Source organism: Burkholderia sp. Bp9140, from assembly GCF_003853425.1.
Lineage (GTDB): Bacteria > Pseudomonadota > Gammaproteobacteria > Burkholderiales > Burkholderiaceae > Burkholderia.
The window spans coordinates 18,922-40,721 of sequence record NZ_QTPQ01000015.1; the positions used below are offsets into that span (position 1 = coordinate 18,922).

Sequence of the window (21,800 nt, forward strand, 5' to 3'; positions counted from 1 at the left end):
GCTTCACCGGGCTCGCCCTCGCAGGCAGGTCACTCGCCACACGCGCTGATCTGCGTTGCAGCATGGTCCGGATATTGCTCGTCGGTTCGTCGACGAAGTCCGATACAAACAATGCGACGAACGGAGACACGCATGACACACGATACGGCGACCGGCCGGCAACGCCATCCTGCATCGGCATTCACCGCGGCCTGCGCCGCAGTGCTGGCGACGACCGTGCTGGCCGGATGCAACGGCGATGACACCGTCAAGCCGCAGGCCAATCAACTGCCGGCGTTTGTCGCCGGCGGCGTCCGGACCACGGCCTACGACGGCAATACGGACGACCTGCTGACGGCTGGCCTGGGCAAGACGGGACTCGCCTCGGCAACGCCGCCCGCCTTCGCGAATGCCGCCAGCCCCACCGCGGCCGAGTTGCGCCGGCTGGCCATCTGGTCCAACTATCGTGCGCTGGTCGACATGTCGTCCAACGGCGGGTATGGGCGCTTCTGGGGACCCAATGTCGACCTCGCCGGCAACGACACGCTCGGGGAAGGCAAGATCGCCGGCACCGAATATCTGGCATTCGCCGACGACGGCAGCGGCACGCAAAACGTCAGCCTGCTCGTCCAGGTTCCCGCCGGGTTCGATCCCGCCCATCCCTGCATCGTCACCGCGACCTCGTCGGGCTCGCGCGGCGTATACGGCGCGATTTCGGCGGCAGGCGAATGGGCACTCAAACGTGCGTGCGCGGTTGCCTATACCGACAAAGGCACCGGAAACGGTGCGCACGAACTCGCGACCGACACCGTCACGCTGATCGACGGGACGCTCGCGAGCGCCGCATCGGCCGGCCACCGCAGCATCTTCACCGCCACCGTGGAGGCAGCGGCACTCGACGCATACAACCGCGACTTCCCGAACCGCTACGCGTTCAAGCACGCGCACTCGCAGCAGAACCCGGAGCAGAGCTGGGGGAAGGACACGCTCGAGGCCGTGCAGTTCGCCTATTGGGCGCTCAACCAGCAGTTCGGTCCGCTGCTGGACGGGTCACGCCGTGGCGTCCGCTATCTTCCCGGCAGTATCGCGACGATCGCCGCATCGGTCAGCAACGGTGGAGGCGCGTCGCTGGCTGCCGCCGAACAGGACTCGCAAGGCTGGATCACGGCCGTGGTCGTTGGCGAACCGCAGGTCAACGTGAACATGGGCGCGGGCGCACAGGTGCGTGAAGGCGGCTCGGTGATCAGTTCCGCGGGCAAGCCGCTGGCGGACTACATGACGCTTGCGAACCTGCTCCAGCCGTGTGCGGCAGCGGCCGACGAACTGGCTACGGCGCCGTATCTGAGCGCGCTGCCGCTCGCCACCACGCGCGCGATCCGGGCCGCACGCTGCTCGTCCCTTGCCGCGGCCGGCGTGATTTCCGGCAGCGACCTGCCAAGCCAGGCTTCGAGTGCGCTCGCGCAATTGCATGCGGCGGGCTATGAAACCGATGCGGATTTCCTGCAGGCGCCGATGTGGGACTCGCAGGCCGTGCCGGCCGTCGCGGCCACCTATGCGAACGCCTATACGCGTTCGAGCGCGACCGACAACCTGTGCGGCTTCAGCTTCGGCACGACGAACGCTTCCGGCGCTGCGGCCGCACCGGCCGGCCGTTCACCGATGCTCAACGTCTTCGGCACGGGCAACGGCGTGCCGCCGACCAACGGCATCAATCTCGTTTACAACGCCGGCACGAACGGGGCGGCGGACCATCGGCTCGCCACCGGTGACGCGAGCTACGCGGGCGCCGCGTGCCTGCACGCGCTGTGGACGCAAGGCAATCCGGCGATGGCGGCCAGCGTCGCGGCCGTACGCGTGACGGGGAAATTGCAGAACAAGCCGACCATCATCGTGCAAGGCCGCAGCGATGCGCTCGTTCCGGTCAACCATGCGTCGCGCGCGTATCTTGCGCAGAACAGCATCGCCGACGGTGCGCATAGCCAGCTGTCGTTCTATGAAATCACGAACGGTCAGCACTTCGATGCATTCCTGTCCGTGGCCGGCTTCGATACGCGCTTCATCCCGGTTCACTACTACTATCTCCAGGCGCTGAACCTGATGTGGGACCGCCTGACGCGCGGGACGCCGTTGCCGCCGTCGCAGGTGGTTCGGACGACACCGCGCGGCGGCGTGCCAGGACAGGCGCCGCAGCTCGCCGTGGCGAACCTGCCGCCGATCGCGGGCGTGCCCGCCGCGAATGCGATCCAGGTGACGAACGGCATCGTCGATATCCCGCACTGACAGCTGAACCTCACGGCCGGCCGCCTGCCGCGGGTCTGTTTCGACCGCGGATAGACGGCCGGCTGACAGGTGCCGGCGGAACGCAGGCCAGGCGATGACGGACCGCGATGGGGATGCTGCAAGCGCTTGTGTCCAGGCAGAGTTGAACGGCAGCCGCAGCGATGGTCAAGGCGGCTGCCTGCAGCCGAACCGTAGCGAGGACGGCTAGAAGCGATGGCGCAAGCCCGCATTCAGACGGAGCTGAGACGATCCGTTTGCATCGATCCCCGTCGCGCCAATGACGGCCTGCGCGGCACCGCGTCCGTTCATGCCATCGGCATGCGTGTAACCGCCCAACGCGTAGAGATCGGTTCGCTTGCCGAGCAGCAGGCTCGCTCCAGCGCTCAATTGTCGATAACGCGCCGCCGAATCGCCGGATGCATGCAACTGGTTGAACGCGATGCCAACCATGAGTGCCGGCGTGGCTTGCCACACGCCATATACGGACGCGTTGCGGAACGCCTGCGTGCGCGCGAACCGCGATGCCGCGTCGGGCCGGTAGCGTGCGTTGCCATGGTAGCCGCCTAAAGTCACCGCGCCCAACGTGTATTGCGCCGCGATGCGGACGATATGCACGGAGGCCGCCGACGCATAAGCGGCATTCACCGCACTGTTGAACAGTGAATCCGCACTCGACTCGCCGCGTGTCCCATGCGCCGGATTACCGAGGTCGACGTGCAGATAACCTGCCGCGGCCGCGAATGCGCCGCGCCGATACGCGAACGCCGCGCTGTGCGCAAGCCCGGAACCCGTCGAGCCCGGCACGCCGTTGACAGACACGAGCGCCGACGCCTGCCAGCCGGCCGTACGCGGGCTCGACCATTTGAATGCGTGATTGAACCGCGCGCTGGAATCAGCGTTGTCGACGTCACCCGGTGTCGAGAACGTCTGGCCGAGATAGCCGTCGCCCTGGAGCGGTTGGACGAGATCCGCCAGCGGGTCATACAGCCGTCCCGCAATCAGCGTGTGCCCGCCGGGCGTGCGCAAGCCCACGTGAGCCTGACGACCGAACAGCCGGCGGCCCTGGTTCGCCCGGCCGTTCACCGCATTGAAGCCGTTCTCGAGCTGGAATAACGCCGCTGCACCGCCGCGCAGCGGCTCGACGCCTTTCATGCCGACACGCGAACCGGACAAGCTGCCACTCTGCAGTTCGATTCTGCCGGGAGCCCCGGCGCTACGCGTGTAGACGACGCTCGTGTCGACGATCCCGTAAAGGGTGACCGACGATGCGCTCGCGTCGTCGGCCGCGAGCAGCGCGAGCGCGACGCCGGCCGGCACCGCGGCGCGTCGCCTCCCCCGGCAACTCACAGATACTTCAGCCATCCGATATCCTTGCGGCGCTGCTTGAGCCGCGCGAACCATGCAACGGGCCAGTACAGCGGAACGATCAGAAGCGCCGAGGTCAGCCAGACTCCCCATAGTGCGTCGAACCCGAAGTACTTCCCGTGATTCGCGCCGAACGTTGCGAGTGCGATCAGATAGAGCATCTTGAGCACGTACAGGTGCAGCAAGTAGAAGAACATCGGCGCGCCGCCGAGTATGGCAAGCCGCTGCGCGACGGCACTACGGTCGCGCCGTTCGAGCCATGCGAGCAACAGCAACGTGGCGCCGAGCGTCGGCAGCAGGAACATCAGCGACGGCGGATACTTCGTCGCGGCAAGGAAGCTCATCGTCGTGCGTAGCGCATCACCGGTTACGATCCATAGCTTGTCGCCATACACGTTCAGCCAGCGCAGCGAGACATACGCCGCGACCAATGCAGCGCCGGTCGCGACGAGCCGACGCGCACGCATGTCCGGCACCATGCCGCGCGCGAACCAGGGGCCGGCCGCGTAGCCGAGGAGGATCACGCCGATCCAGGGAAGAACGGGGTAGCTTGTGCGCACTCTGACGCCGTCCCACAGATCGATGAACGCGCGCTGATGCAGGATCGCCCACGGCACGAAGCCGGCCGAGCCCGGCTCGAGCCTCACGCCGTCGAGCAGGTTGTGCCCGACGACAATCGCGATGCCGAGCACGAACTGCACCACCCGCGGCAGGCGCAACAGCGCGGCGAGCGCGAGCATCGACAGCCCGATTGCCCAGATCACCTGCAGCCAGAGCGTGGACGGCGGAAACTCCGCCGTCCACGCGAACGACACGAAGGTCAACTCGAGAAAGATCAGGAACGCGCCACGCTTGACGAGGAATGCCGTAGTTGCCGCGACTGGACGGTCCCGGCCGTACAGCCACGCGGAGAGGCCCGTGAGGAATACGAACGCCGGCGCGCAGAACTGGCTCGTGAGTCGCGTGAAGAACAGCGATGGATCGACGGTCAGCGCGTCCATCGGATCGGACACCTGGCGATGCAGGAAGAAGGTTTCGCGGACATGATCGACGAGCATCAGCAGCATCACGAGACCGCGCAGCGCGTCGATCGCGATCAGGCGAACGCCGCCGTCAGCTGGAGCGACGGGAATGGAACGAGGAGACATTGAGCAAAGGCACGGAATGGAGAACGTCGAATCGGAACTTGCTCAACTGCGTCATCCGTGCGGTCAAGGCAACGAATCACAAGGTCATGAGCAAACTATCAAAATTGAAATGATATAACATCTCATTACATTTTGTAATAAGACGCATCCGAACACAATGCATTTGCCGCGCCGACGCGGTCGCATGTCGGCCAGCAGCGGCGCATTCGGCACATCGTGCCCGCCATGGTCGTCGAGCGCGACGGCGTTGATCGACACCGACATGCTGAAGGGCAACCCGGCCATCAAGCCGACGTTGATTCCGGTCGGCCGGTTCGGCCGCACGGACGAAGTCGCGTCCGTCGTCGTCATGCTGGCGCGAAATGGCGACATCACCGGGCAGACGATCAACATAAACGGCGGCGGGTATGTGATCTGACGGGCGGATCGCTTCGCTGCCGGTCGGCTAACCGCCGTCGCAGCGCGCCCTGCGAATCAGCAGCACGGAGAAAATCACAGCCGTTCCCAGCAATCCTGCTCCGGAGGCAAGCAACAGAATCGACGTTGAGCGTTGTTGAACGATTGCGGCACCCGACAGGATACCGATGGATTGCCCCAAGAAGAGGAAGGATGAGAACAGCGCGACTGCCGTGCCCCGGCAGTCCGTACTCATCTGCGTAGCGTTCAATTGAAGCGTGTTGTGCAGCACATGAAAACCAAAACCCGCGCCGAAACATGCGAGCAGGCTGACGCTTCGTTCATGCTGGCAAGCAAGCAGGCCAAACGAGCCAAGCAAAGCCACGCCGCCGATCACGGCGAAGCCGGCCTCCGCAACATGTCGACGCAGCAATCTTGCCGCGCGGCTGTAAAACAGGCCACCCACCCCATACAAGCCCACCGCAAACCCGGATTGCGGCATCGAAAAGCCCAGTTTCTCGTGAAAGTGGGTGGGTAAAAACGCGAGCGCACCATAAGCCAGAGCGCCTTCCAGCACGGCAATCACCAGCACCACGCGCGCCCACGGCGTCCGCAATACGGAAACCACATTGCGCCAGAATGGCGACGCCGCCGGCCGGCCGCGATCCGCCTGCATCGACGCCCGCGTCAGCGTCAGCATGCCGCCCGCGCCAAACGCGGCCGCGGTAGTGAAGAATGCAGTCCGCCACCCTGTCAGCGATGCGATCGTGCCACCGGCCCATTGACCGTAGATCGTTCCCAGTATGGTGACCCCAAGCAGCCTCGCGAGCATTTCCTGCCGGCGCTCGTAACGAACGGTGTCGCCGATCCACGCCATGGTCATCGGGACAATGCCGGCCGCCATTGCGCCTGCCGCGGCCCGCGCCAGAATCAGCTGATCGATGTTGCCGGATGCCGATGCGGCAAGATTGCCGAGGGCGCTGACCGCGGCACAGATACCCACCACCCTGATCTTGCCGATGCGATCGCCCAATGGCCCGAAGAACAACTGGGCAGCACCATACGTCAGCGCAAAGACGGAAATCGTTCGGGCAGCATGTTGCGGGGCGACCGCGAAATAGGCTTCGAGCGACGGCAGCATCGCATCGCAGATTCTCATCGAAGCCACGCTGGTAAAACAGCAAAGGTAAAGGGCGCAGAGGGGCCGCGTGATCGAGGCAGTGGCGCCGAATCGGTTGTCGCCGGTTTTCATGAGCGGTTCACGCCAATGGCGCTGGGGCCGATTTCGCGGGTGAATGGACAGCGTTGAGCCCGCCGATCAGACTGGCCCGCTGCCCTGCAACTGCCGGAAACCGGATCCAGCGAACCAATCCGTCGCCTGTCATAGCGGAACACCGGCATGCGAGACTCGCCTACGCATCGATCGCGCAATCGCCTCCGCGCCACAATATGGCCAGATATTCGTCACGCTCGATTCGCAGCGGAACCGATTCGAGTTTTTGCCCGAGACAGGGACCCAGTATGCAGAGACCGTCGTCCAGCGTGAATTTCGCGCCGTGTCCATGGCAAACGATGTGCTGCATCGAACGATCGAGATAGCCATCCTTGCGCCACGGCAGCGTCGATCCCGGCCAGTGCGGACACGCGTTCCGATAGCCGCGGATCAGCCCGTCCCGGCGAACGACGAAAAGATCGTCGACGCCACGCCCCTGCAGATCGAACCCGCGCGCTCCCGAGATCGGAAGCGCGCTCAATTCGCACAGACGCATCCAGCGCAAGGAGCCGGCGGCCTTCATCGGCTGTCATCCCTGCAGCGGTTCGGATGACGGCGGCGGCCCGCCCGGCGCCCACTTCTCACGCCACTGGAGCAGAAACTCCTGAGCCCGGTCCGCATGCGCGGGCGCGATGCGCGGCACCCAGGCATCGTCGTGAAGATCCATGTCCGCGTCGTACTCGACGTGGCAGCCAAACGGCGAGTTGAAATACCAGAACCAGTTCGAACCGAACTGATGGCGGCCCGGGCCCCAATACGATTCATAGCCTTTTGCCGCGAACGCGCTGCCGGCACGCATCACCTCCGTCGGGCCGCCGAGGTGAAACGTGAAGTGCTCGCAGCCCTGCATGAACGGCGGCGTCTGGATCAGGAAAAGCGTGTGGTGATCGAGCGTCCCGGCAGGACGCAGGAACGGCCCCATGCCGATGAACTTGTCGCTCAGCCGGAACTTGAGCCGGTTGACGTAGAACGCTTCCGCCTTGTCCGTGTCCGGCACGAAATACACGACGTGCGACAGCGTCCGCGGGCGCGGAGGCGGTTCGTTCTCGCCGGTCAACGCGCCCGTCACGTTGACCCCGCGGCGGCCATCGCCCGGCGCGTTCACCGGCTCGGCCGGAAGCTGCAATGCCCGGCGCACGGTGACCTGAAACCCGAGCACGAACCCCATATCGTCAACCGCTTCGATCGAACCGTCGGGGAGCAGTCTCACCTCGCGGTCCTGTTTCAGTTCGCTGGCGATCTCGTCGAGCGTCGCCTGATCCGCCACACCGTAGATGGTCTTGCGCAGCTGATTCGCCGTGGGAAAGGGCCACGCGGGCAGCGACGGATCATCCTTGGGTCGAATGACGACCCCGGTTCCGTCCAGGGCTTCGAATCTGTCTTCGCCCTGTCGCGTGAGACCGTAGTCGAGAACAAACTGCGTGCAGCTTTCAACGTCTTCGACACCGAAGACGAGTGTGTCAGGTCCGAGGATTTTCATTGTCGTCGTCCAGTTAATGAAACCGTCTCACCACGTGAGACGTATTGACTACCGCCGCCTGGTTGCTAGATGGGCTGGCCGAGATACCGGTACGTCTCCAGCAACAGGGCGGCCGACCGGTCCTTGTTGCCGATCGAGTCCTCCTGCTCATTCACGCAGAGCTGCAGCGACGCGTCGTAGATCCTCTTCACCCGCTCGAAGCGCCGCTGGTCATAACGGGTCAGCGCTTCCCCGGCCGACGCACCGCCGGCCAGGCATTCCGCCAGCACCACGGCATCCTCGACCGCCATGCCCGCGCCAGAGGTCATCTGCGGCGTCGGCGCATGCGCGGCATCGCCCAGCAGCACGACGCGTCCGCGATGCCAGGGCGTGGGCACCAGCGTGATGTCCAGCGGACGGAAAATCACCTGGGACGATTCGGTGATCAGGTCGAGCGCATCGCGAATGGCCGGCGCGTCAAACTCGGCCAGACGCTCCCGGATCAGCACATGCGACTGGTCCGGCGCGATGCGCAGCGGTTCACCGCTGCTTTCGAGGTAAAACATGTAGCAGCTCTCGCGCGAGGTCGGGAAAATCCCCAGGACCTTGCCGGTCGGCGTTCGATAGAGACAGAAGCCGTCGGCCTGTTCAGGACGCGGCGCGTTGAATCGCCAGACGCTCTGGCCGGCGAACCGCGGCTCGTAGTCGGCGCCGAAGACGCGCTTGCGCAACCCCGAATACACGCCGTCCGCCGCGACCACCAGGTCGTACGATGCCAGCCGGCCATCCGAGAATTGCACGTCGACGCGGTCCCCGCGGTCCGTCAGGTCCTGGACCGTCACGCCCTTTTCCAGCACCGCGCCGCTATCCGCCGCCGCCGTTTCGAGGATGCGTGCGAGTTCCGGCCTGCGGATCCCGCAGCTCGGCGGGGCGGGATGGACATGCTGCAGCTGGCCCGACGCGTCGAACTCCTTGAAGACGCCGAACGCCATCCCGCTTTCGCGACAGGCATCGGCAAGACCCAGCGTCTCGAGCGCGCGCATCGTGTTGTGGAGCAGACAGATGCCCGCCCCTGCCGTCGGTCTCTCCGGCTTGATGTCGATGCAGTGAACGTCGAATCCTTGCCTGGCCAGCGTTACGGCGGCCGTGGCGCCGCCAATTCCGGTGCCGACGATCAGCACGCGTTTGACCTTCATTGTCTGTCTCCTTTCTCCACTCTGATGGCGGATAGGTTTTCAGGGCCACCAGTGAAACCGGTGGACACCCCGGCTGATCGGCGTGTCCCCCGAACGATTGCAGGTTTGTCCCGTGACGAAGCCTGCGCACGAAGCCCGTTTCACATGAACGGCGTGCGCCGCTGCGGCCACCAGGTTTCCTGCGGTTGCCGCGCGATGCGATTGCGCAGCACACCCACCCCCTGCACGTCGAGCTCGATCACGTCGCCAGGTTTCACGCTGCGTCCGAGCTCGAGCGCCGAACCGTTGCCCATCGTGCCCGAACCGATCACGTCGCCCGGTTGCGCGTAGTCGCCGAGCGACACATACGCAATGAGTTCTTCCGGGGTCCAGAGCATTTCCGATGTGTCGCCCTCGCCCCACGTCTCGCCGTTCACACGCACCGACATCCGGATATTGTCGAGTCGCTCGAACTCGTCGATCGTGGTGATCCACGGACCGATACCGTACGCAAAATCCTTGCTCTTCGTCGGCCCCATGCCGATGGCGAACTCGTTGCCCTGCAGATCGCGCGCGCTGAAGTCGTTGAAAATCGTCACGCCGAAGAGATACGAACGCGCCACGTCAGGCGTGAGGTTGTGCGCCTGCCGGCCAACGACCCAGCCGAGCTCCAGCTCATAGTCCAGACGTTCGGAACGCGCAGGCCAGGGTACCTCCGCCTCGTGCCCGATCACCGTCCAGGGCGATCCCTTGAAGTAACCGGGCACTTCGAGCAGGGCCGGCGTCGGGCTGATGTTCATCCGCTCGTGGAATTGGCGGATATGCTTCGTGAAAGTGAGCCCATCGCGCACCACGGATGGGTCGCACGCCGCGCCCCACTGCAGTCCATCGATCGCGAGCGACGCGTCGTCGCCGTACTTCTCGGCTGCTTCGCTCGCAGTGTCGAGAAAACGTTGGCCGAGAGCGATGGCGGCCGACATGCTTTCGGGGAACACGACGGATGCGTAACGCAGCGCGGCGTCGCGGGTTGCCCCTTGCGCCTGCAGCCGCAGCGCCTCCGCCGCACGCAGATCGATGACGCGCTTCTGTTCCGGCTGCACCAGACAGATGCGGTGAACCGGCCCGTCCAGTCCCTCGACTACAAATCGCCCCAGCTTCATATGCCGTCTCCACGTGAAAGAATTGAGATAAGCCATAATGAAACTGAACGTATCGTTTTGTCAACGAGATAAAGATCAGGGTAATTCCGGGCAAGCGCCAATGTCGCATGCACGAAATATCCGTATACGTTTCGTATCGTTCATTCATGTAAGACACCGACACTGGCCGGCAATGGCGCGGTCGCAGGGAAGACCGTCGCCTGACGCCATCGGTGCGGACAAGGAAGAGCTTCGCGCCTGCGTGCGAGCGCTCGATGACGACCACCGGGCTGCCGCCGCCCCGCAAGCCGGTCGGCGTGGCAGCCTCTGCGTTGCCCTCAACCGCGCACGTCGAAGACGGCGAACGACGCCGTGGCATTGGCCACGCAACGCGCCCGCGCGCCGTCATACAGGTCTGCCTCGAGGAAGGCGATGCGGTTGCCGAGCCGCTTTACGCGGGCTTCGACCGCGAATTTCCCGACATGCCCCGGTTCGAGCATGTTGACCGTGAGACTGACGGTCGCGCACGTACGACCATATGGAAGCTGCGAGAGCAGCGCAAGCGCCATCGCCAGATCCAGCATCGATGCCAGCGCGCCGCCCGAGACGACGCCGTTGCCCTGAACGGCATCGGCGGGCGCGGTAAAGCCGATCGACAGCGCGCCCCTGCTGCCTCCCAGCAATGTCGCGCCGAGCCACCGCAATGCCGGATTCATCGAGAGTGGGACGTTGCCGATCCCGGCCGCAACGGTTTGCTCGATGAACGCGCGGTCGAGGTTATCGGGCCGCACGCCGATTTCCGCTTCGAGCGCCTCAGCCATGTCGCCGCTCCGTGCACACCTGGCGCTGCCGCCCGAGCCCTTCGATCTCCGCCTCCATGATGTCGCCGTCGCGCAGGAAGCGGTTGTAGTGCGTGCCGTTTCCGGCGGGCGACCCCGTACAGATGATGTCGCCCGGCAAGAGCCGCGCGTACCGCGAAATGTATTCGATCTGCCGGTCGATGCCGAACAGCATGTCAGCCGTCGTTTCATCCTGCATGACCTGACCGGACACGGTCAGGCGCATCCTGAGCCGGTGCGGATCCGGTACGAACGCGCGGGGAACGAAATACGGGCCGAGCGGAAGAAATCCCGGCTGGCCTTTCGATCGCAGCCAGTCGGTGCCCAGCATCTTGTAATCCGTCCGCGGAATGAGATCGCGCGCGGAGATGTCGTTGACGATGGTATAGCCCGCCACATGTGCAAACGCATCCTCACGCTTGATCCGATAGCCGCCGCGGCCGATCACGACAGCCAGCTCGAGCTCCCAGTCGGGCTGCGTCGTGGTGTCCGGCAAGACCAGCGGATCGAATGCACCGGAGATCGCGGACACCGGTTTGGTGAACGCGTAAGGCTCTCCGTGGGCCACGCGTTCGTCGAGCATGTTTTCCGCCCACTCGCGAAGCTGCGTGTCGTTCAGGCCGTCGGGGCCCACCTTCGCGTCGACAGTCAGATCGACCACATGCTTGCGGTAGTTGGCGCCGGTGCAGAACACCTGGCGCGGCAAGTCGACCGCCGGATGGGTATGCAAGTCGGATAGCCGGTGCCATTGCGCTTCCGGCGCCGAGACCTGGCTCGCGAGACGCTCCAGCGCCGGGCGGCTCAGATCCCAGTTTTCGAGCAGCCCGAGAACCGTGGACGCCCGCGCCAGCATGGTGTCGCCATGTCTTGCCGCGAGTTCGGCAAGCGGCGTCACGCGCTCGTCGAGAACGAAGCCAACGAACCGCGCACCATCGCCTGCGGAAAATGTCCCGAGTGAATACCGCGTCATGCCATGTCTCCGATATGTTTGCGAACCAGCGAATCGTCGACGATCGCCGAATAGTCGCTGTCAGCGCCCGCCAGGCCCAGCGCCCGGCGATGCGCAACGAGAAGCGCCACCCCGTCCGGTGCCGGCAGCAACGACCGGGGGGATAGCGCGATCATTCCGTCGGCCGCTGCCGCCGGCAGCGATGCCGCGACCACCGCTTCCCGGGCTAGCGCCGGCTGGTCGCGAACCGTCTGCCGCGCGCTCTCGAGATCCGCGAGCCACGCGCCCACGCGCGCCCGCGCGCCGCCGGTGCGCATGACGATTCCCTGCCCCGGAAAATGCGGCCAGATCTGCTGAACGCTCGCCACCCTGACGAAGCCGGCCTTGATCGCCATCGCATCGAACGGCGGGCCGAGCAGCGTGGCAACGCCCTGTCGCGCCAGCAACGCTTCCAGACGCTCCTGAACACCGCCCGCGGTCACGAGACGACAGGCATCGCCGTCAAGCCCCGCATCGCCGAGCATCGCCCGCAACGCGGTGACAAAGCCGTTGTCGGGTGCGTCGATGAGAATGTCGGCGCCGCGAAGCGAACCCACGTCATGCCTGCCGGCCCGCGCCACCAGCGTCAGCGGCGTGGTCCGCTCGATCTGGGCGACGACGCGAAAATCGGCCGGCCCGGCACGCCGGTTCCATCCGATGACGTTGTCCATCGCGGTGACGACGGCATCGACGTCGCCGGCCACCAGTGCATCGTATTGTTCGTCCGACGAGCGGTTGCGGACCGCCCGCGTCGTCACCGCGGCGCGCGGATCGCGGCCGGCGACCATCGCCAGCAACGGCGGCACGAACCACATCACCCGGATCGCCTGTGTCTCCATCGCATTGCTTCCTCATGGTTGGCTACCGCCAATTACAGAACGTACCGTTCCGTTTTGTCAAGCAATGTTTTCGCGGTCTATGGTCTGAATTCGTTCACCTGTCATCTTCCTATTGACAGTGCAACTTCAACAGTTAACGATACGAAACGCATCGACTCGTTAATGGAGAAGAAATGGACACGACGGTAGACAGGGACAGCGCGCAGCCCGTGGCAGGAAACGGGTATCGGCCCGTGCGGAGACTCATCACGGATACCCACGCCGACGGGAAATCGTACTTTGTATCGGATGGGCCGGCCCCGAACAGGACGGCGCGCGCGGGCCTGCCGGTCGCCCATGTGCTGTGGGCGACCGGGGAAGCCCGCGCGCCCGGTGCCGAGCCCGCGCCCGCAGGCCACGCATTCGGGTTCCATTCGCGCGGAGGATCGCTGCTGCGGATCGTCGACTTCCCGCCCGACGAAACCTACGACGAAGCGACGCTGCAACAGTTTCTCGACGCCAACGGCGTGCGCGACACAAGCAATCCGCGGCATTTCTGGTTCCACAAAACCGAATCGCTCGACTACGCGTTCGTCCTCGAGGGGGAAATCTGGGCCCTGCTCGACGAAGGCGAGAAGCTCATGCGCGCCGGCGACGTGCTGATCCAGCGTGCAACCAACCATAGCTGGGCAAACCGCTCGGGCAAGCCGTGCCGCATGGCATTCGTGCTGCTCGACCTCGTTGACGGAGAGCCGCTGTGAGCAAGGCAATCATTACGTGCGCCGTGACCGGCGGCGCCCATACCCCGTCGATGTCCGAGTTTCTGCCCGTCACGCCCGAGCAGATCGCGGCCGAGTCGATCGCGGCGGTCGAGGCCGGCGCCGCCATCGTTCATCTTCACGCACGCAATCCCGACGATGGCCGCCCCACCGGCGACCCGGAGATCTTCAGGCGTTTCGTGAGCCCGATCAAATCGGCGACCGACGCGATCATCAACATCTCGACGGGCGGCGGCGGTCCGCACATGTCGATCGAGGATCGCGCGGCGGCAGGCCGGGCGCTGAAGCCCGAAATGTGCTCGCTCAACATGGGATCCATCAATCTGGTGCTCGCCGAGATGGCCGAGCGAAAGCGGGACTGGAAGCATGACTGGGAAGTGCCGTTCCTCAAGGGTACGCGCGGTCTGATCTTCCGCAATACCTACGACGACATCGAATGGATCCTGGAAAACGTCGGCCGGCTCGGCGGGACGCGCTTCGAATTCGAATGCTACGACGTCAGCCACCTGTACACGCTGCAGTATTTCCTGGAAAAGGGGCTCGTGAAGCCGCCGCTGTTCGTGCAGACGGTATTCGGGCTGCGCGGCGCGATGGGCGCGCACGTCGAAGACCTGCTCCACCAGAAGCGAACTGCCGACCGGCTGTTCGGCAGCGACTATCACTGGTCGGTGCTGGCGGCCGGCAAGCACCAGATGCCGTTGGCCACGATGGCCAGCCTGATGGGCGGTAACGTGCGCGTCGGCCTGGAGGACAGTCTTTACATCGGCCGCGGCCAGCTCGCGCAGAGCAATGCGGACCAGGTCCGCAAGATTCGCCGGATTCTCGAGGAACTCGGCATCGAGATCGCCTCTCCCGACGAAGCACGTCGGATTCTCGACCTGAAAGGCGCGGACCAGGTGAACTTCTAGGGACGACCGGGCGCCCACGCCCGGCACCCGCCGGTGCGAAACGGCTGCCGCACGTCAGCGTGCGGCAGCCGCCTTGGCCTGAGGCGCACCGCGCCTGGCAACCTCCAGTTCCGCGACGTTCGGGATGTCCGCGCCGAGAAGCGCATAGGTGTAGTCGATGTGTTCCTGCGCGAAGCGGTCATCCAGCGCGCCAACGCCCGTCATCAATCGCATATAGACCGGCGCGTACAGCAGCTCGGCCAGCAACTCCACATTCTCCGGCGCACGGATGCGCTCGGCAACGCACCACGCTTCCAGCATTTCCCGGACAAGCGCCCGGCGGCCGTAATGGAACCGCTCACGGAAGACCCTGAGCACGGCGGGATCGGCCTGCCCTTCGGCGATGATCTGCGCAACGATGCGCCCCGACCACCCCGCATATTCGTGGATCAGCGACACCAGGTGCGTTGCGATCGCCTTGCCGGGCGGCAGGTTGCGCGGCATCGGCGTCTTGACGATGTGGTGCTCCATGAAGGCGTCTATCACCACCAGCGCCTTGGCGTCCCACCAGCGGTAGATCGTCGCTTTTCCAACGCCGGCCTCCCTGGCGATGGCCTCGATCGAAATCGACTGGACCGTGCGGCTCTCGAGCAGTCGGGCGGTTGCCGCAAGAATCTGCATGCGCGTGCCCTCGCTGCGGGGGCGGCCGACCCCTCGAGGGGGGACTGCCGCGGCGGCAGCTTGGATATCTGTTTTCATCGAGTAGGCAATTGAATGATGAACGGCGCCCGTCACGCCACGCCACGCCACAAGCTACGCGGCAGCGACGTGCATGGCCGGCAACAGATATTGTAATACACACCGTATCCAAATTATCGCACCGCCTGACGGTAGGGTGCCACGAGCGGATCGATCGACACCGGAACCTGCGGCATGACGAGAGTTGCGCTTTTCATCAGCAGTTTCGGCAGCCAGCTTCGCCGAAGCATGCCGCGGGTTTGACCCAATATCGTCAGCCGGCGTCATGGTTACCATATCACAAACGAAACAGACCGTTTCGTATATAAAATTGGGCAATGCCCTTCCGGAGACATGATGAGCAAATCCATTGACGGGTTGAAGAGCCGGATATCGCTTGTGCTGGGGCATTGTGCCGGCATGGTCGATGTCGTTGCGTTGCCGGTTTGGGTGGGGATCGTTCTGATCCGGCATGACGGGCTGGATCCGCAGTTGGCCGGTGCATTGGCTACCGCCTTCCTCGGCGCGGTGGTGGCAAGCAGCCTGTCGATCGCTCCGCGAATCGACCGCATGCGCGGCACGATTGCCGTTCCTGCCGGCTTCGCCATCGCAGCGGCCGCATTCTTCATGATGGCGCTGACGCGGGACTATGCGACGCTCCTGGCGCTGCATGTCGTCGGTGGCCTTGCGGTTGGATGCGGTCTTTCGCTCACCCATTCAGCGATTGGCGCGAGCCCCAATCCGCACCGCCTGATCGCGACCGGCTTCACCGTGCTCAGCCTCCTGTCACTGGGGTTCCTCGGCGCAGTGCCGCACGCGATCGCGGCGTTCGGGGGCCAGGTGGCGTTTGTTGTACTCGGGGCCATCATGCTCACCGCGGCGCTCGCCGCCCTCGCGGGTTTTCCGGAGCGCCGGACGGCGACATCGTCCGACGGCGCGTCACGCGAGCAGCCGAGACTGTCCCGGCGCGTATGGTTCGCGATGGTGGGGACCAGCCTGCTCACCGTGAGTCACTCGATGATGCTCAGCTTCCTCGAGCCCATCGGTCTCGCGCACGGCTTCGGCACCGGCCAGGTCATGAACGTGCTGCTCGGCATCGGGCTCGTCAACATGCTGCCCGGGCTGCTCGCCGCGCTGCTCGAGCGCAAGGTGTCCAGCCGCGCGGTGATGATTGCAGGCCCCGTACTGCAGGCCGCCCTGGGCTTCACACTCGCCCGGTCGCCCTTCTTTGGCGCCTACGCGTTGGCGGGCGTGATCTTTCCGACCGTGATGATCTTCACGCACACGTTCATCTTCGCGTTTCTCGCGCGCAACGATCCGTCAACGCGAGCGGTCGCCGCGACGCCGGTCATGGCAATGACAGGATCCGCCATCGGCCCGATTCTGGGCGGCACGGTGGCGGACCATTTCGGATATGGGAGCATCGGGTGGACCATCGTTGTCGCTGCCGGCGTCAGCACCTTCTGCTTCTGGCAAGCGAGCCGCCGAACCGAACCCGAGCTCGCGCCCGCCTCCGCGGCGCCTCGGTAACGGCGTCCGGTGCGTTCGGCCGAGCCCGATGACGTGCCCGTCTTCCAGCGACGCCCCGCTTTCACGGGCTCGCACCGCTCGTTCGGCACGCAAGGCCGGTCACCGCGGCAAAGGCTCTGCTGTCGCGTCGACGTATGCATCGACCTGCTCGAAAGTCAACGCACCCTGATTCGCTCGCGCGCCGATTTGCCAACGGATGCGAATCGCGCCGCTTTTTTTTCACGTTTCGCACGATGAGGGGAAGACGATGACAAAACCCACCCAAGCAGTGATTTCCGCCGCGCAGGCGAGCGCCGGCAGCATGGCGAACCGCGATACGCCATTCGTGTTCGATGAATGGTACGTGGCGGCACGATCTTCTGAAATCGGCAGGGCGCTGCTGCCCCGGACACTGTTGGGCAAACAGGTCGTCCTCTACAGAACGCGTGAAGGACAGGTCGTCGCACTCGACGACCGTTGCGTTCATCGCTCGTATCCGCTGTCGGCGGGCACGCTCGAAGACGATACCGTCATCTGCGGATACCACGGCTTTCGCTACGACGCGAATGGTGACCTCGTCGAGGTCCCCTCACAGGAGCGTTGCCCCCGGGGGCTTGGCGTACATCGTTATCCGGTACGGGAAATCGGCCCGCTGGTCTGGATTTACATGGATCCGGCCTCCGAGCCGCGAACGGAGCCACCCTCCGAGGCATCGCTTGATCGTTCCGGATGGGCACTATCGGACGGGTATCTGCGTCTGCGCGGCAACTATGTGAGCCTGCACGAGAATCTCCTGGACCTGACGCATCTGACCTACGTGCATGCGAAGAGCTTCGGCACGCCGGACTATGCCAAGGCGGCGTTTGAAACATCTGTCGAGGAAGGGCGCTATGCCGTCAAACGCCATGTCGTTCCGACCACGTTGCCACCGGTCTGGGCGGAACCGACCGGGATCTCCAGTTCGACAGCCGCGCGAATCGCCACGTCGACATTCGTGTCGCCGGGTCTGCACGAGGTGCAGGTCACTTTCTACGAAAGCGCCCTGCCCGCCGCCGAGCGGACGCCTTTCACGATCAAGACGCTGCACTTGCCCACGCCGGAAAGCCAGGAATCGACACACTACTTCATCGTCCACTGTCGGGACTTCGAGCTCGACGACGAGGCAATGACGCAACTCATGCATGAGCGGCTCTTTGTCGCGTTCAGGGAAGACGTGCAGGCGCTCGAGCTGCTCGAGGATACGCTTCGCAAGGCCGACAACCCATTCTTCGAAATTTCGGTTGCCAGCGACCGTGCGTCCGTTGAAATGCGCAAGTACTTGAAGCGCAGGGGACAAGCGGCGGGCGCGGGTTCGAGCGGACGCACCCATCTCCTTCAGCCGTCCGAGTAAGCAGCCCGGGACATCGTCCCGGGCGCATGCATGAATCCGCGAGACGCGGAGCCACCGGCCTTGCCCCTTCGCCGCCCGCCCGGCGAAACGATGGCTCCGTCCGCCGCAATCACGTACGACTCATCGACGAGGGTCGTGGTCAGGCCTGGCGCGCACCGACCGGCGCTCTTTTCGCCGCAGGCTTTTGCTTTTTCTGACGTGCACCCGCATGGAGTGCTTCCGGCATGTCGACACCAAGCAACGTGAAGACATAGCTGATGTGCTCACGCGCGAAATGCTCGTCGAGCGGACCGTTGCCGACCAGCAAACGCATGTAGACCGGCGCATACAACAGCTCGGCGAGGGTCTCGATATTGGGCGGCGCCGGAATGCGCGAGGCACTGCGCCATGCCTCGAGCATTTCCCTCACGAGCGCCCGACGCCCGTAATGGAACCGCTCGCGGAATTCGCGCAGGACCGCGGGATCGGACTGCCCCTCGGCGATGATCTGCGCGACGATCCGGCCGGACCATCCCGAATACTCGCGAATCAGCGACATCAGATGCACCGCAATTGCTTCGCCGGGCGGCAGATCGTGCGGCATCGGCGTCTTGACGATGTGATGCTCCATGAACGCATCGATCACGACCAGCGCCTTGGAGTCCCACCAGCGGTAGATGGTCGCCTTTCCAACCCCGGCTTCCCTGGCGATCGCTTCGATGGAAATCGACTGAATGGTGTTGTTCTGGAGCAGACGAACCGTCGCCGCGAGAATCTGCGTGCGGGTTTCTTCGCTGCGTGGCCTGCCCACGCCGCGCTCGACGGCCGGTGCGGGAACGGAAAGCGGAGTGTTTGTCTTCATTGGCGTCCCGTGTTGACGTATGCCGCGAACGGTATCGCTCAATTATAAGACAGCTCGTACCTTAATTCGCGCGCGACACGAAAACAGGTCGTCATGGAACGGAGCGGCCGTCGCCCCGCGACGACCGCCCGCGCGCCTTGCCGGGAGGGTCGATTTCCAGCCTGCGACCCACACCGTGGAGGAACGTCGATCAGCGGCCGGATACCGTATCGACGCCAACGCCGTGGCGACCGCGGCGCCCCGCCGGGCGCCGTGAGCCGGGCGTTTCACTCAAAGGCCGCCCAAGGCGACGTACTTGATCTCGAGATAGTCGTCGACACCATACTTCGATCCCTCGCGCCCCAGTCCGGATGCCTTGACGCCACCGAACGGCGCCACTTCCGTCGAGATCAGCCCTTCATTGACGCCCACCATGCCAAATTCGAGTTGATCGACCACGCGGAAGATCCGGCCCACATCGCGCGCGAACACGTACGATGCCAAGCCGAAAGGCGTGTCGTTGGCGAGCGCGATCGCCTCGTCTTCTGTTTCGAACCGGAACAGCGGCGCGATCGGGCCGAACGTCTCGTCGCGGAAGATCAACGCGTTCGCCGGGACGTCGGCCAACACCGTCGGCTCGAAGAAGAATCCGCCCAGCGCGTGGCGCTTGCCGCCCGCCAGCACGCGCGCGCCCTTCGACAGCGCATCGCCGATATGCTCTTCGACCTTCCGGACCGCGTCCTCATTGATGAGCGGCCCCTGAACCACGCCCGCATCCATGCCGTTGCCGACTTTCAGTTCGGAGGAAGCGGCGGCGAGCTTCGCCGCGAACGTCTCGTACACGCCGGATTGCACCAGGATCCGGTTCGCCGCGACACAAGCCTGACCGGCGTTGCGATACTTTGCTGCAAGGGCGCCCTTCACCGCGGCATCGAGGTCGGCATCGTCGAAGACGATCAGCGGTGCATTGCCGCCCAGCTCCATGCTCGTCTTCTTGATGGTCGGTGCGCATTGCGCGAGCAATTGCGCCCCGACCTCGGTCGAGCCCGTGAACGAAACCTTGCGGACCACCGGGTTCGACGTCAGTTCGCCGCCGATCGCGCGAGCCGAGCCGGTGACGACGTTGCACACGCCCGGCGGCAAGCCCGCGCGCTCCGCCAGCACGGCCAGCGCCAGCGCGGAAAGCGGCGTCTGGCTGGCGGGCTTGATCACGCCGGCGCAGCCGACGGCCCAGCCGGGGCCCGCCTTGCGGGTAATCATGGCCGAAGGAAAGTTCCACGGCGTGATCGCCGCGAAAACGCCGATCGGGGTCTTCTGTGCCAGGATTCGCCGGCCATCGACGTTCTGCGGGATGATGTCGCCGTAGACCCGCTTCGCTTCTTCGGAGAACCACTCGATGAAGCCCGCGGCGTACAGGATCTCTCCGCGCGATTCGACCAGCGGCTTGCCCTGCTCGGCCGTCATGATGAGCGCCAGGTCGTCGACGTTGGCCAGCATCAGGTCGTACAGGGTCCGCAACACCTTCGCGCGTTCCTTCGCCAGCGTCTTGCGCCAGCCTTGCATCGCACGTTCGGCCGCGGCAACGGCGCGCCGCGTCTCGGCCGCGCCGCCATTGGGCACGCGCGCGACGAGCTCGCCGGTCGCCGGATTGCGCACCTCCAGGGTCTGGCCGCTGTCGGCCTGCACCCATTCGCCATCGATCAGCATCGCCTGGCGCAGCAGGCCGGCATCCTTCAGCGGAAGCTTGACGGGTTCGTTCATGAAGCCTCCTTCACGCGGGGTTGCGACCGACGAAGAAAGCCTCGTCCGGATCGGTTGTCGGATGCAGGCCGGCCGCCTCCTGCCCTTTGCGCAGCGACGCCATGTCGCGCTGGTAAATGCGCTGCGTCGGATGCGGCAGCGGCCCGCCGTTGTACCCTTGCAGCCACCCTTGATACTTCCAGGCCATGCGGTTGAGGAGGCCACTGGGCGCCATCGGCAGACCGGCGAAGGCCTTGCGCGCCGGATCGATCCTGTACCAAAGCTGGGTCGCCTCGTCGAATTCGCCCGCCTGAATGAGCTTGAAGATCTTCGGCATGACGGGGCCGTAATAGGCCGTGTAGTTGGTGCCGCAGAACGGAATGTCCATCACCTGGGCAAGCGGCACGAATTCATGCTCGAGCGGTGACGAGATCACCACCTCCTTGTGGAACTCGCGATGCACCTCGATCGCGGACATGAAGTTCGGATAGCCGCCTTCGGCCTTGATCGCGACGACGTTGGGGATTTCGTCGACCATGCGGCGCAGCACGGGCACCGGAATGTCGGCCGGATGCAGACGCGAGAAGCCCCATGCGGGCAGCGGGAAAATGATCACGCCGAGGCTGGTTGCGTCGCAGATCTTCCGCGTGTACTCGAACACTTCGTCGTACGACTTCGGATAGAAGTACGGAGGGTAGCCGAGCAGCACGAGGTCGGCGCCTGCCGCCTCGACACGGCGGATCGCCTCGATGTTGTCCTCGAGCGTGTTGAATACCGCGTGATGAACGACCACGAGGCGACCGGACGCCTGGTCGGCCATGATGTCGCAAAACTCGCCGTACTGCTCGAGCGTGATCGCGACTTCCGAACACGACAGCGAGCCGACAAAACCGTGCTGGATGGCCAGCTCGACATCGTGGCGTACGGCCTTTTCGTTGATGCGCTTGAAGTCCGACGTCATCGTCGGCAGGGTCACGTTGGCAACGCCAACGAGATGCTCACGCGCCCATTCGCGCGCTTCCTTCTTGGTGTAGCGGGCCATGCAGTGCTCCTTGTAGTCTGCGGGATGTTCGGTGTC

20 protein-coding genes are annotated in these 21,800 nt (G+C 64.7%); 6 read left to right on the forward strand and 14 right to left on the reverse strand.

Annotated elements, in window-relative coordinates:
• Nucleotides 1-132: 132 nt before the first annotated feature.
• Nucleotides 133-2,259 (forward strand): D-(-)-3-hydroxybutyrate oligomer hydrolase, encoded by a 2,127-nt coding sequence (locus tag DIE21_RS14345; RefSeq protein WP_124498317.1) that lies wholly within the window; start codon nucleotides 133-135, stop codon nucleotides 2,257-2,259.
• Between the two features lie 204 nt (nucleotides 2,260-2,463).
• On the opposite strand, the gene DIE21_RS14350 is transcribed toward DIE21_RS14345, so the two are convergent.
• Nucleotides 2,464-3,621, reverse strand: coding sequence for a porin (locus DIE21_RS14350; RefSeq protein WP_185642770.1), 1,158 nt, complete (start codon nucleotides 3,619-3,621; stop codon nucleotides 2,464-2,466).
• Nucleotides 3,603-4,772 (reverse strand): DUF1624 domain-containing protein, encoded by a 1,170-nt coding sequence (locus DIE21_RS14355; RefSeq protein WP_124498318.1) that lies wholly within the window; start codon nucleotides 4,770-4,772, stop codon nucleotides 3,603-3,605. Before DIE21_RS14355 ends, DIE21_RS14350 begins: the two co-directional genes overlap by 19 nt.
• Before the next feature lie 184 nt (nucleotides 4,773-4,956).
• Between DIE21_RS14355 and DIE21_RS14360 the strand changes: the two genes are divergently transcribed.
• Nucleotides 4,957-5,190, forward strand: coding sequence for a hypothetical protein (locus DIE21_RS14360; RefSeq protein WP_221622377.1), 234 nt, complete (start codon nucleotides 4,957-4,959; stop codon nucleotides 5,188-5,190).
• A 27-nt stretch (nucleotides 5,191-5,217) separates the two neighbouring features.
• Here DIE21_RS14360 and DIE21_RS14365 read toward each other — a convergent pair whose 3' ends face one another.
• From DIE21_RS14365 to DIE21_RS14400, 8 genes are all read right to left on the reverse strand, one after another.
• Nucleotides 5,218-6,420, reverse strand: a complete 1,203-nt coding sequence (locus tag DIE21_RS14365) for an MFS transporter (protein ID WP_124498319.1) — start codon at nucleotides 6,418-6,420, stop codon at nucleotides 5,218-5,220.
• Nucleotides 6,421-6,580: 160 nt separating this feature from the next.
• Nucleotides 6,581-6,964: a Rieske 2Fe-2S domain-containing protein gene (locus DIE21_RS14370; protein WP_260432485.1), complete on the reverse strand. Its 384-nt coding sequence runs from the start codon at nucleotides 6,962-6,964 to the stop codon at nucleotides 6,581-6,583.
• A 6-nt stretch (nucleotides 6,965-6,970) separates the two neighbouring features.
• Entirely contained in the window at nucleotides 6,971-7,921 is a 951-nt protein-coding gene (locus DIE21_RS14375) for a VOC family protein (RefSeq protein WP_124498320.1), read from the reverse strand.
• A 65-nt stretch (nucleotides 7,922-7,986) separates the two neighbouring features.
• Nucleotides 7,987-9,096, reverse strand: coding sequence for an FAD-dependent oxidoreductase (locus DIE21_RS14380; RefSeq protein ID WP_124498321.1), 1,110 nt, complete (start codon nucleotides 9,094-9,096; stop codon nucleotides 7,987-7,989).
• A 140-nt stretch (nucleotides 9,097-9,236) separates the two neighbouring features.
• Complete coding sequence (locus tag DIE21_RS14385) at nucleotides 9,237-10,235, reverse strand: fumarylacetoacetate hydrolase family protein (RefSeq protein ID WP_260432486.1); 999 nt, start codon at nucleotides 10,233-10,235, stop codon at nucleotides 9,237-9,239.
• A 317-nt stretch (nucleotides 10,236-10,552) separates the two neighbouring features.
• Nucleotides 10,553-11,035, reverse strand: a complete 483-nt coding sequence (locus DIE21_RS14390) for a PaaI family thioesterase (RefSeq protein ID WP_124498322.1) — start codon at nucleotides 11,033-11,035, stop codon at nucleotides 10,553-10,555.
• The gene (locus DIE21_RS14395; RefSeq protein WP_124498323.1) at nucleotides 11,028-12,023 is read right to left on the reverse strand and encodes a fumarylacetoacetate hydrolase family protein; all 996 of its coding nucleotides are present in this window, start codon (nucleotides 12,021-12,023) and stop codon (nucleotides 11,028-11,030) included. Before DIE21_RS14395 ends, DIE21_RS14390 begins: the two co-directional genes overlap by 8 nt.
• Nucleotides 12,020-12,880, reverse strand: coding sequence for an ABC transporter substrate-binding protein (locus DIE21_RS14400; protein ID WP_124498324.1), 861 nt, complete (start codon nucleotides 12,878-12,880; stop codon nucleotides 12,020-12,022). The genes DIE21_RS14395 and DIE21_RS14400 overlap by 4 nt, the downstream gene beginning before the upstream one ends.
• A 173-nt stretch (nucleotides 12,881-13,053) precedes the next feature.
• Here DIE21_RS14400 and DIE21_RS14405 point away from each other — a divergent pair, with 173 nt between their 5' ends.
• On the forward strand, nucleotides 13,054-13,620 hold the full coding sequence (locus tag DIE21_RS14405; protein ID WP_124498325.1) for a cupin domain-containing protein: 567 nt from the start codon (nucleotides 13,054-13,056) through the stop codon (nucleotides 13,618-13,620).
• Entirely contained in the window at nucleotides 13,617-14,546 is a 930-nt protein-coding gene (locus DIE21_RS14410) for a 3-keto-5-aminohexanoate cleavage protein (protein ID WP_124498326.1), read from the forward strand. The genes DIE21_RS14405 and DIE21_RS14410 overlap by 4 nt, the downstream gene beginning before the upstream one ends.
• A 54-nt stretch (nucleotides 14,547-14,600) precedes the next feature.
• On the opposite strand, the gene DIE21_RS14415 is transcribed toward DIE21_RS14410, so the two are convergent.
• Nucleotides 14,601-15,206: a TetR/AcrR family transcriptional regulator gene (locus DIE21_RS14415; protein ID WP_124498327.1), complete on the reverse strand. Its 606-nt coding sequence runs from the start codon at nucleotides 15,204-15,206 to the stop codon at nucleotides 14,601-14,603.
• A 414-nt stretch (nucleotides 15,207-15,620) separates the two neighbouring features.
• Between DIE21_RS14415 and DIE21_RS14420 the strand changes: the two genes are divergently transcribed.
• Both DIE21_RS14420 and DIE21_RS14425 read left to right on the forward strand, forming a co-directional pair.
• The gene (locus DIE21_RS14420; RefSeq protein WP_260432487.1) at nucleotides 15,621-16,793 is read left to right on the forward strand and encodes an MFS transporter; all 1,173 of its coding nucleotides are present in this window, start codon (nucleotides 15,621-15,623) and stop codon (nucleotides 16,791-16,793) included.
• 247 nt (nucleotides 16,794-17,040) lie between these two features.
• Nucleotides 17,041-18,162 (forward strand): aromatic ring-hydroxylating dioxygenase subunit alpha, encoded by a 1,122-nt coding sequence (locus DIE21_RS14425; protein ID WP_185642771.1) that lies wholly within the window; start codon nucleotides 17,041-17,043, stop codon nucleotides 18,160-18,162.
• A gap of 139 nt (nucleotides 18,163-18,301) precedes the next feature.
• Here DIE21_RS14425 and DIE21_RS14430 read toward each other — a convergent pair whose 3' ends face one another.
• The 3 genes from DIE21_RS14430 to DIE21_RS14440 form a co-directional block, all read right to left on the reverse strand.
• Nucleotides 18,302-19,003 carry a TetR/AcrR family transcriptional regulator gene (locus DIE21_RS14430; protein ID WP_124498328.1) on the reverse strand — a complete coding sequence of 234 codons (702 nt, stop codon included), beginning with the start codon at nucleotides 19,001-19,003 and terminating at the stop codon, nucleotides 18,302-18,304.
• A 270-nt stretch (nucleotides 19,004-19,273) separates the two neighbouring features.
• Complete coding sequence (locus DIE21_RS14435; RefSeq protein WP_124498329.1) at nucleotides 19,274-20,743, reverse strand: NAD-dependent succinate-semialdehyde dehydrogenase; 1,470 nt, start codon at nucleotides 20,741-20,743, stop codon at nucleotides 19,274-19,276.
• A gap of 10 nt (nucleotides 20,744-20,753) precedes the next feature.
• Nucleotides 20,754-21,764 carry a dihydrodipicolinate synthase family protein gene (locus DIE21_RS14440; protein WP_124498330.1) on the reverse strand — a complete coding sequence of 337 codons (1,011 nt, stop codon included), beginning with the start codon at nucleotides 21,762-21,764 and terminating at the stop codon, nucleotides 20,754-20,756.
• Nucleotides 21,765-21,800 lie beyond the last annotated feature (36 nt).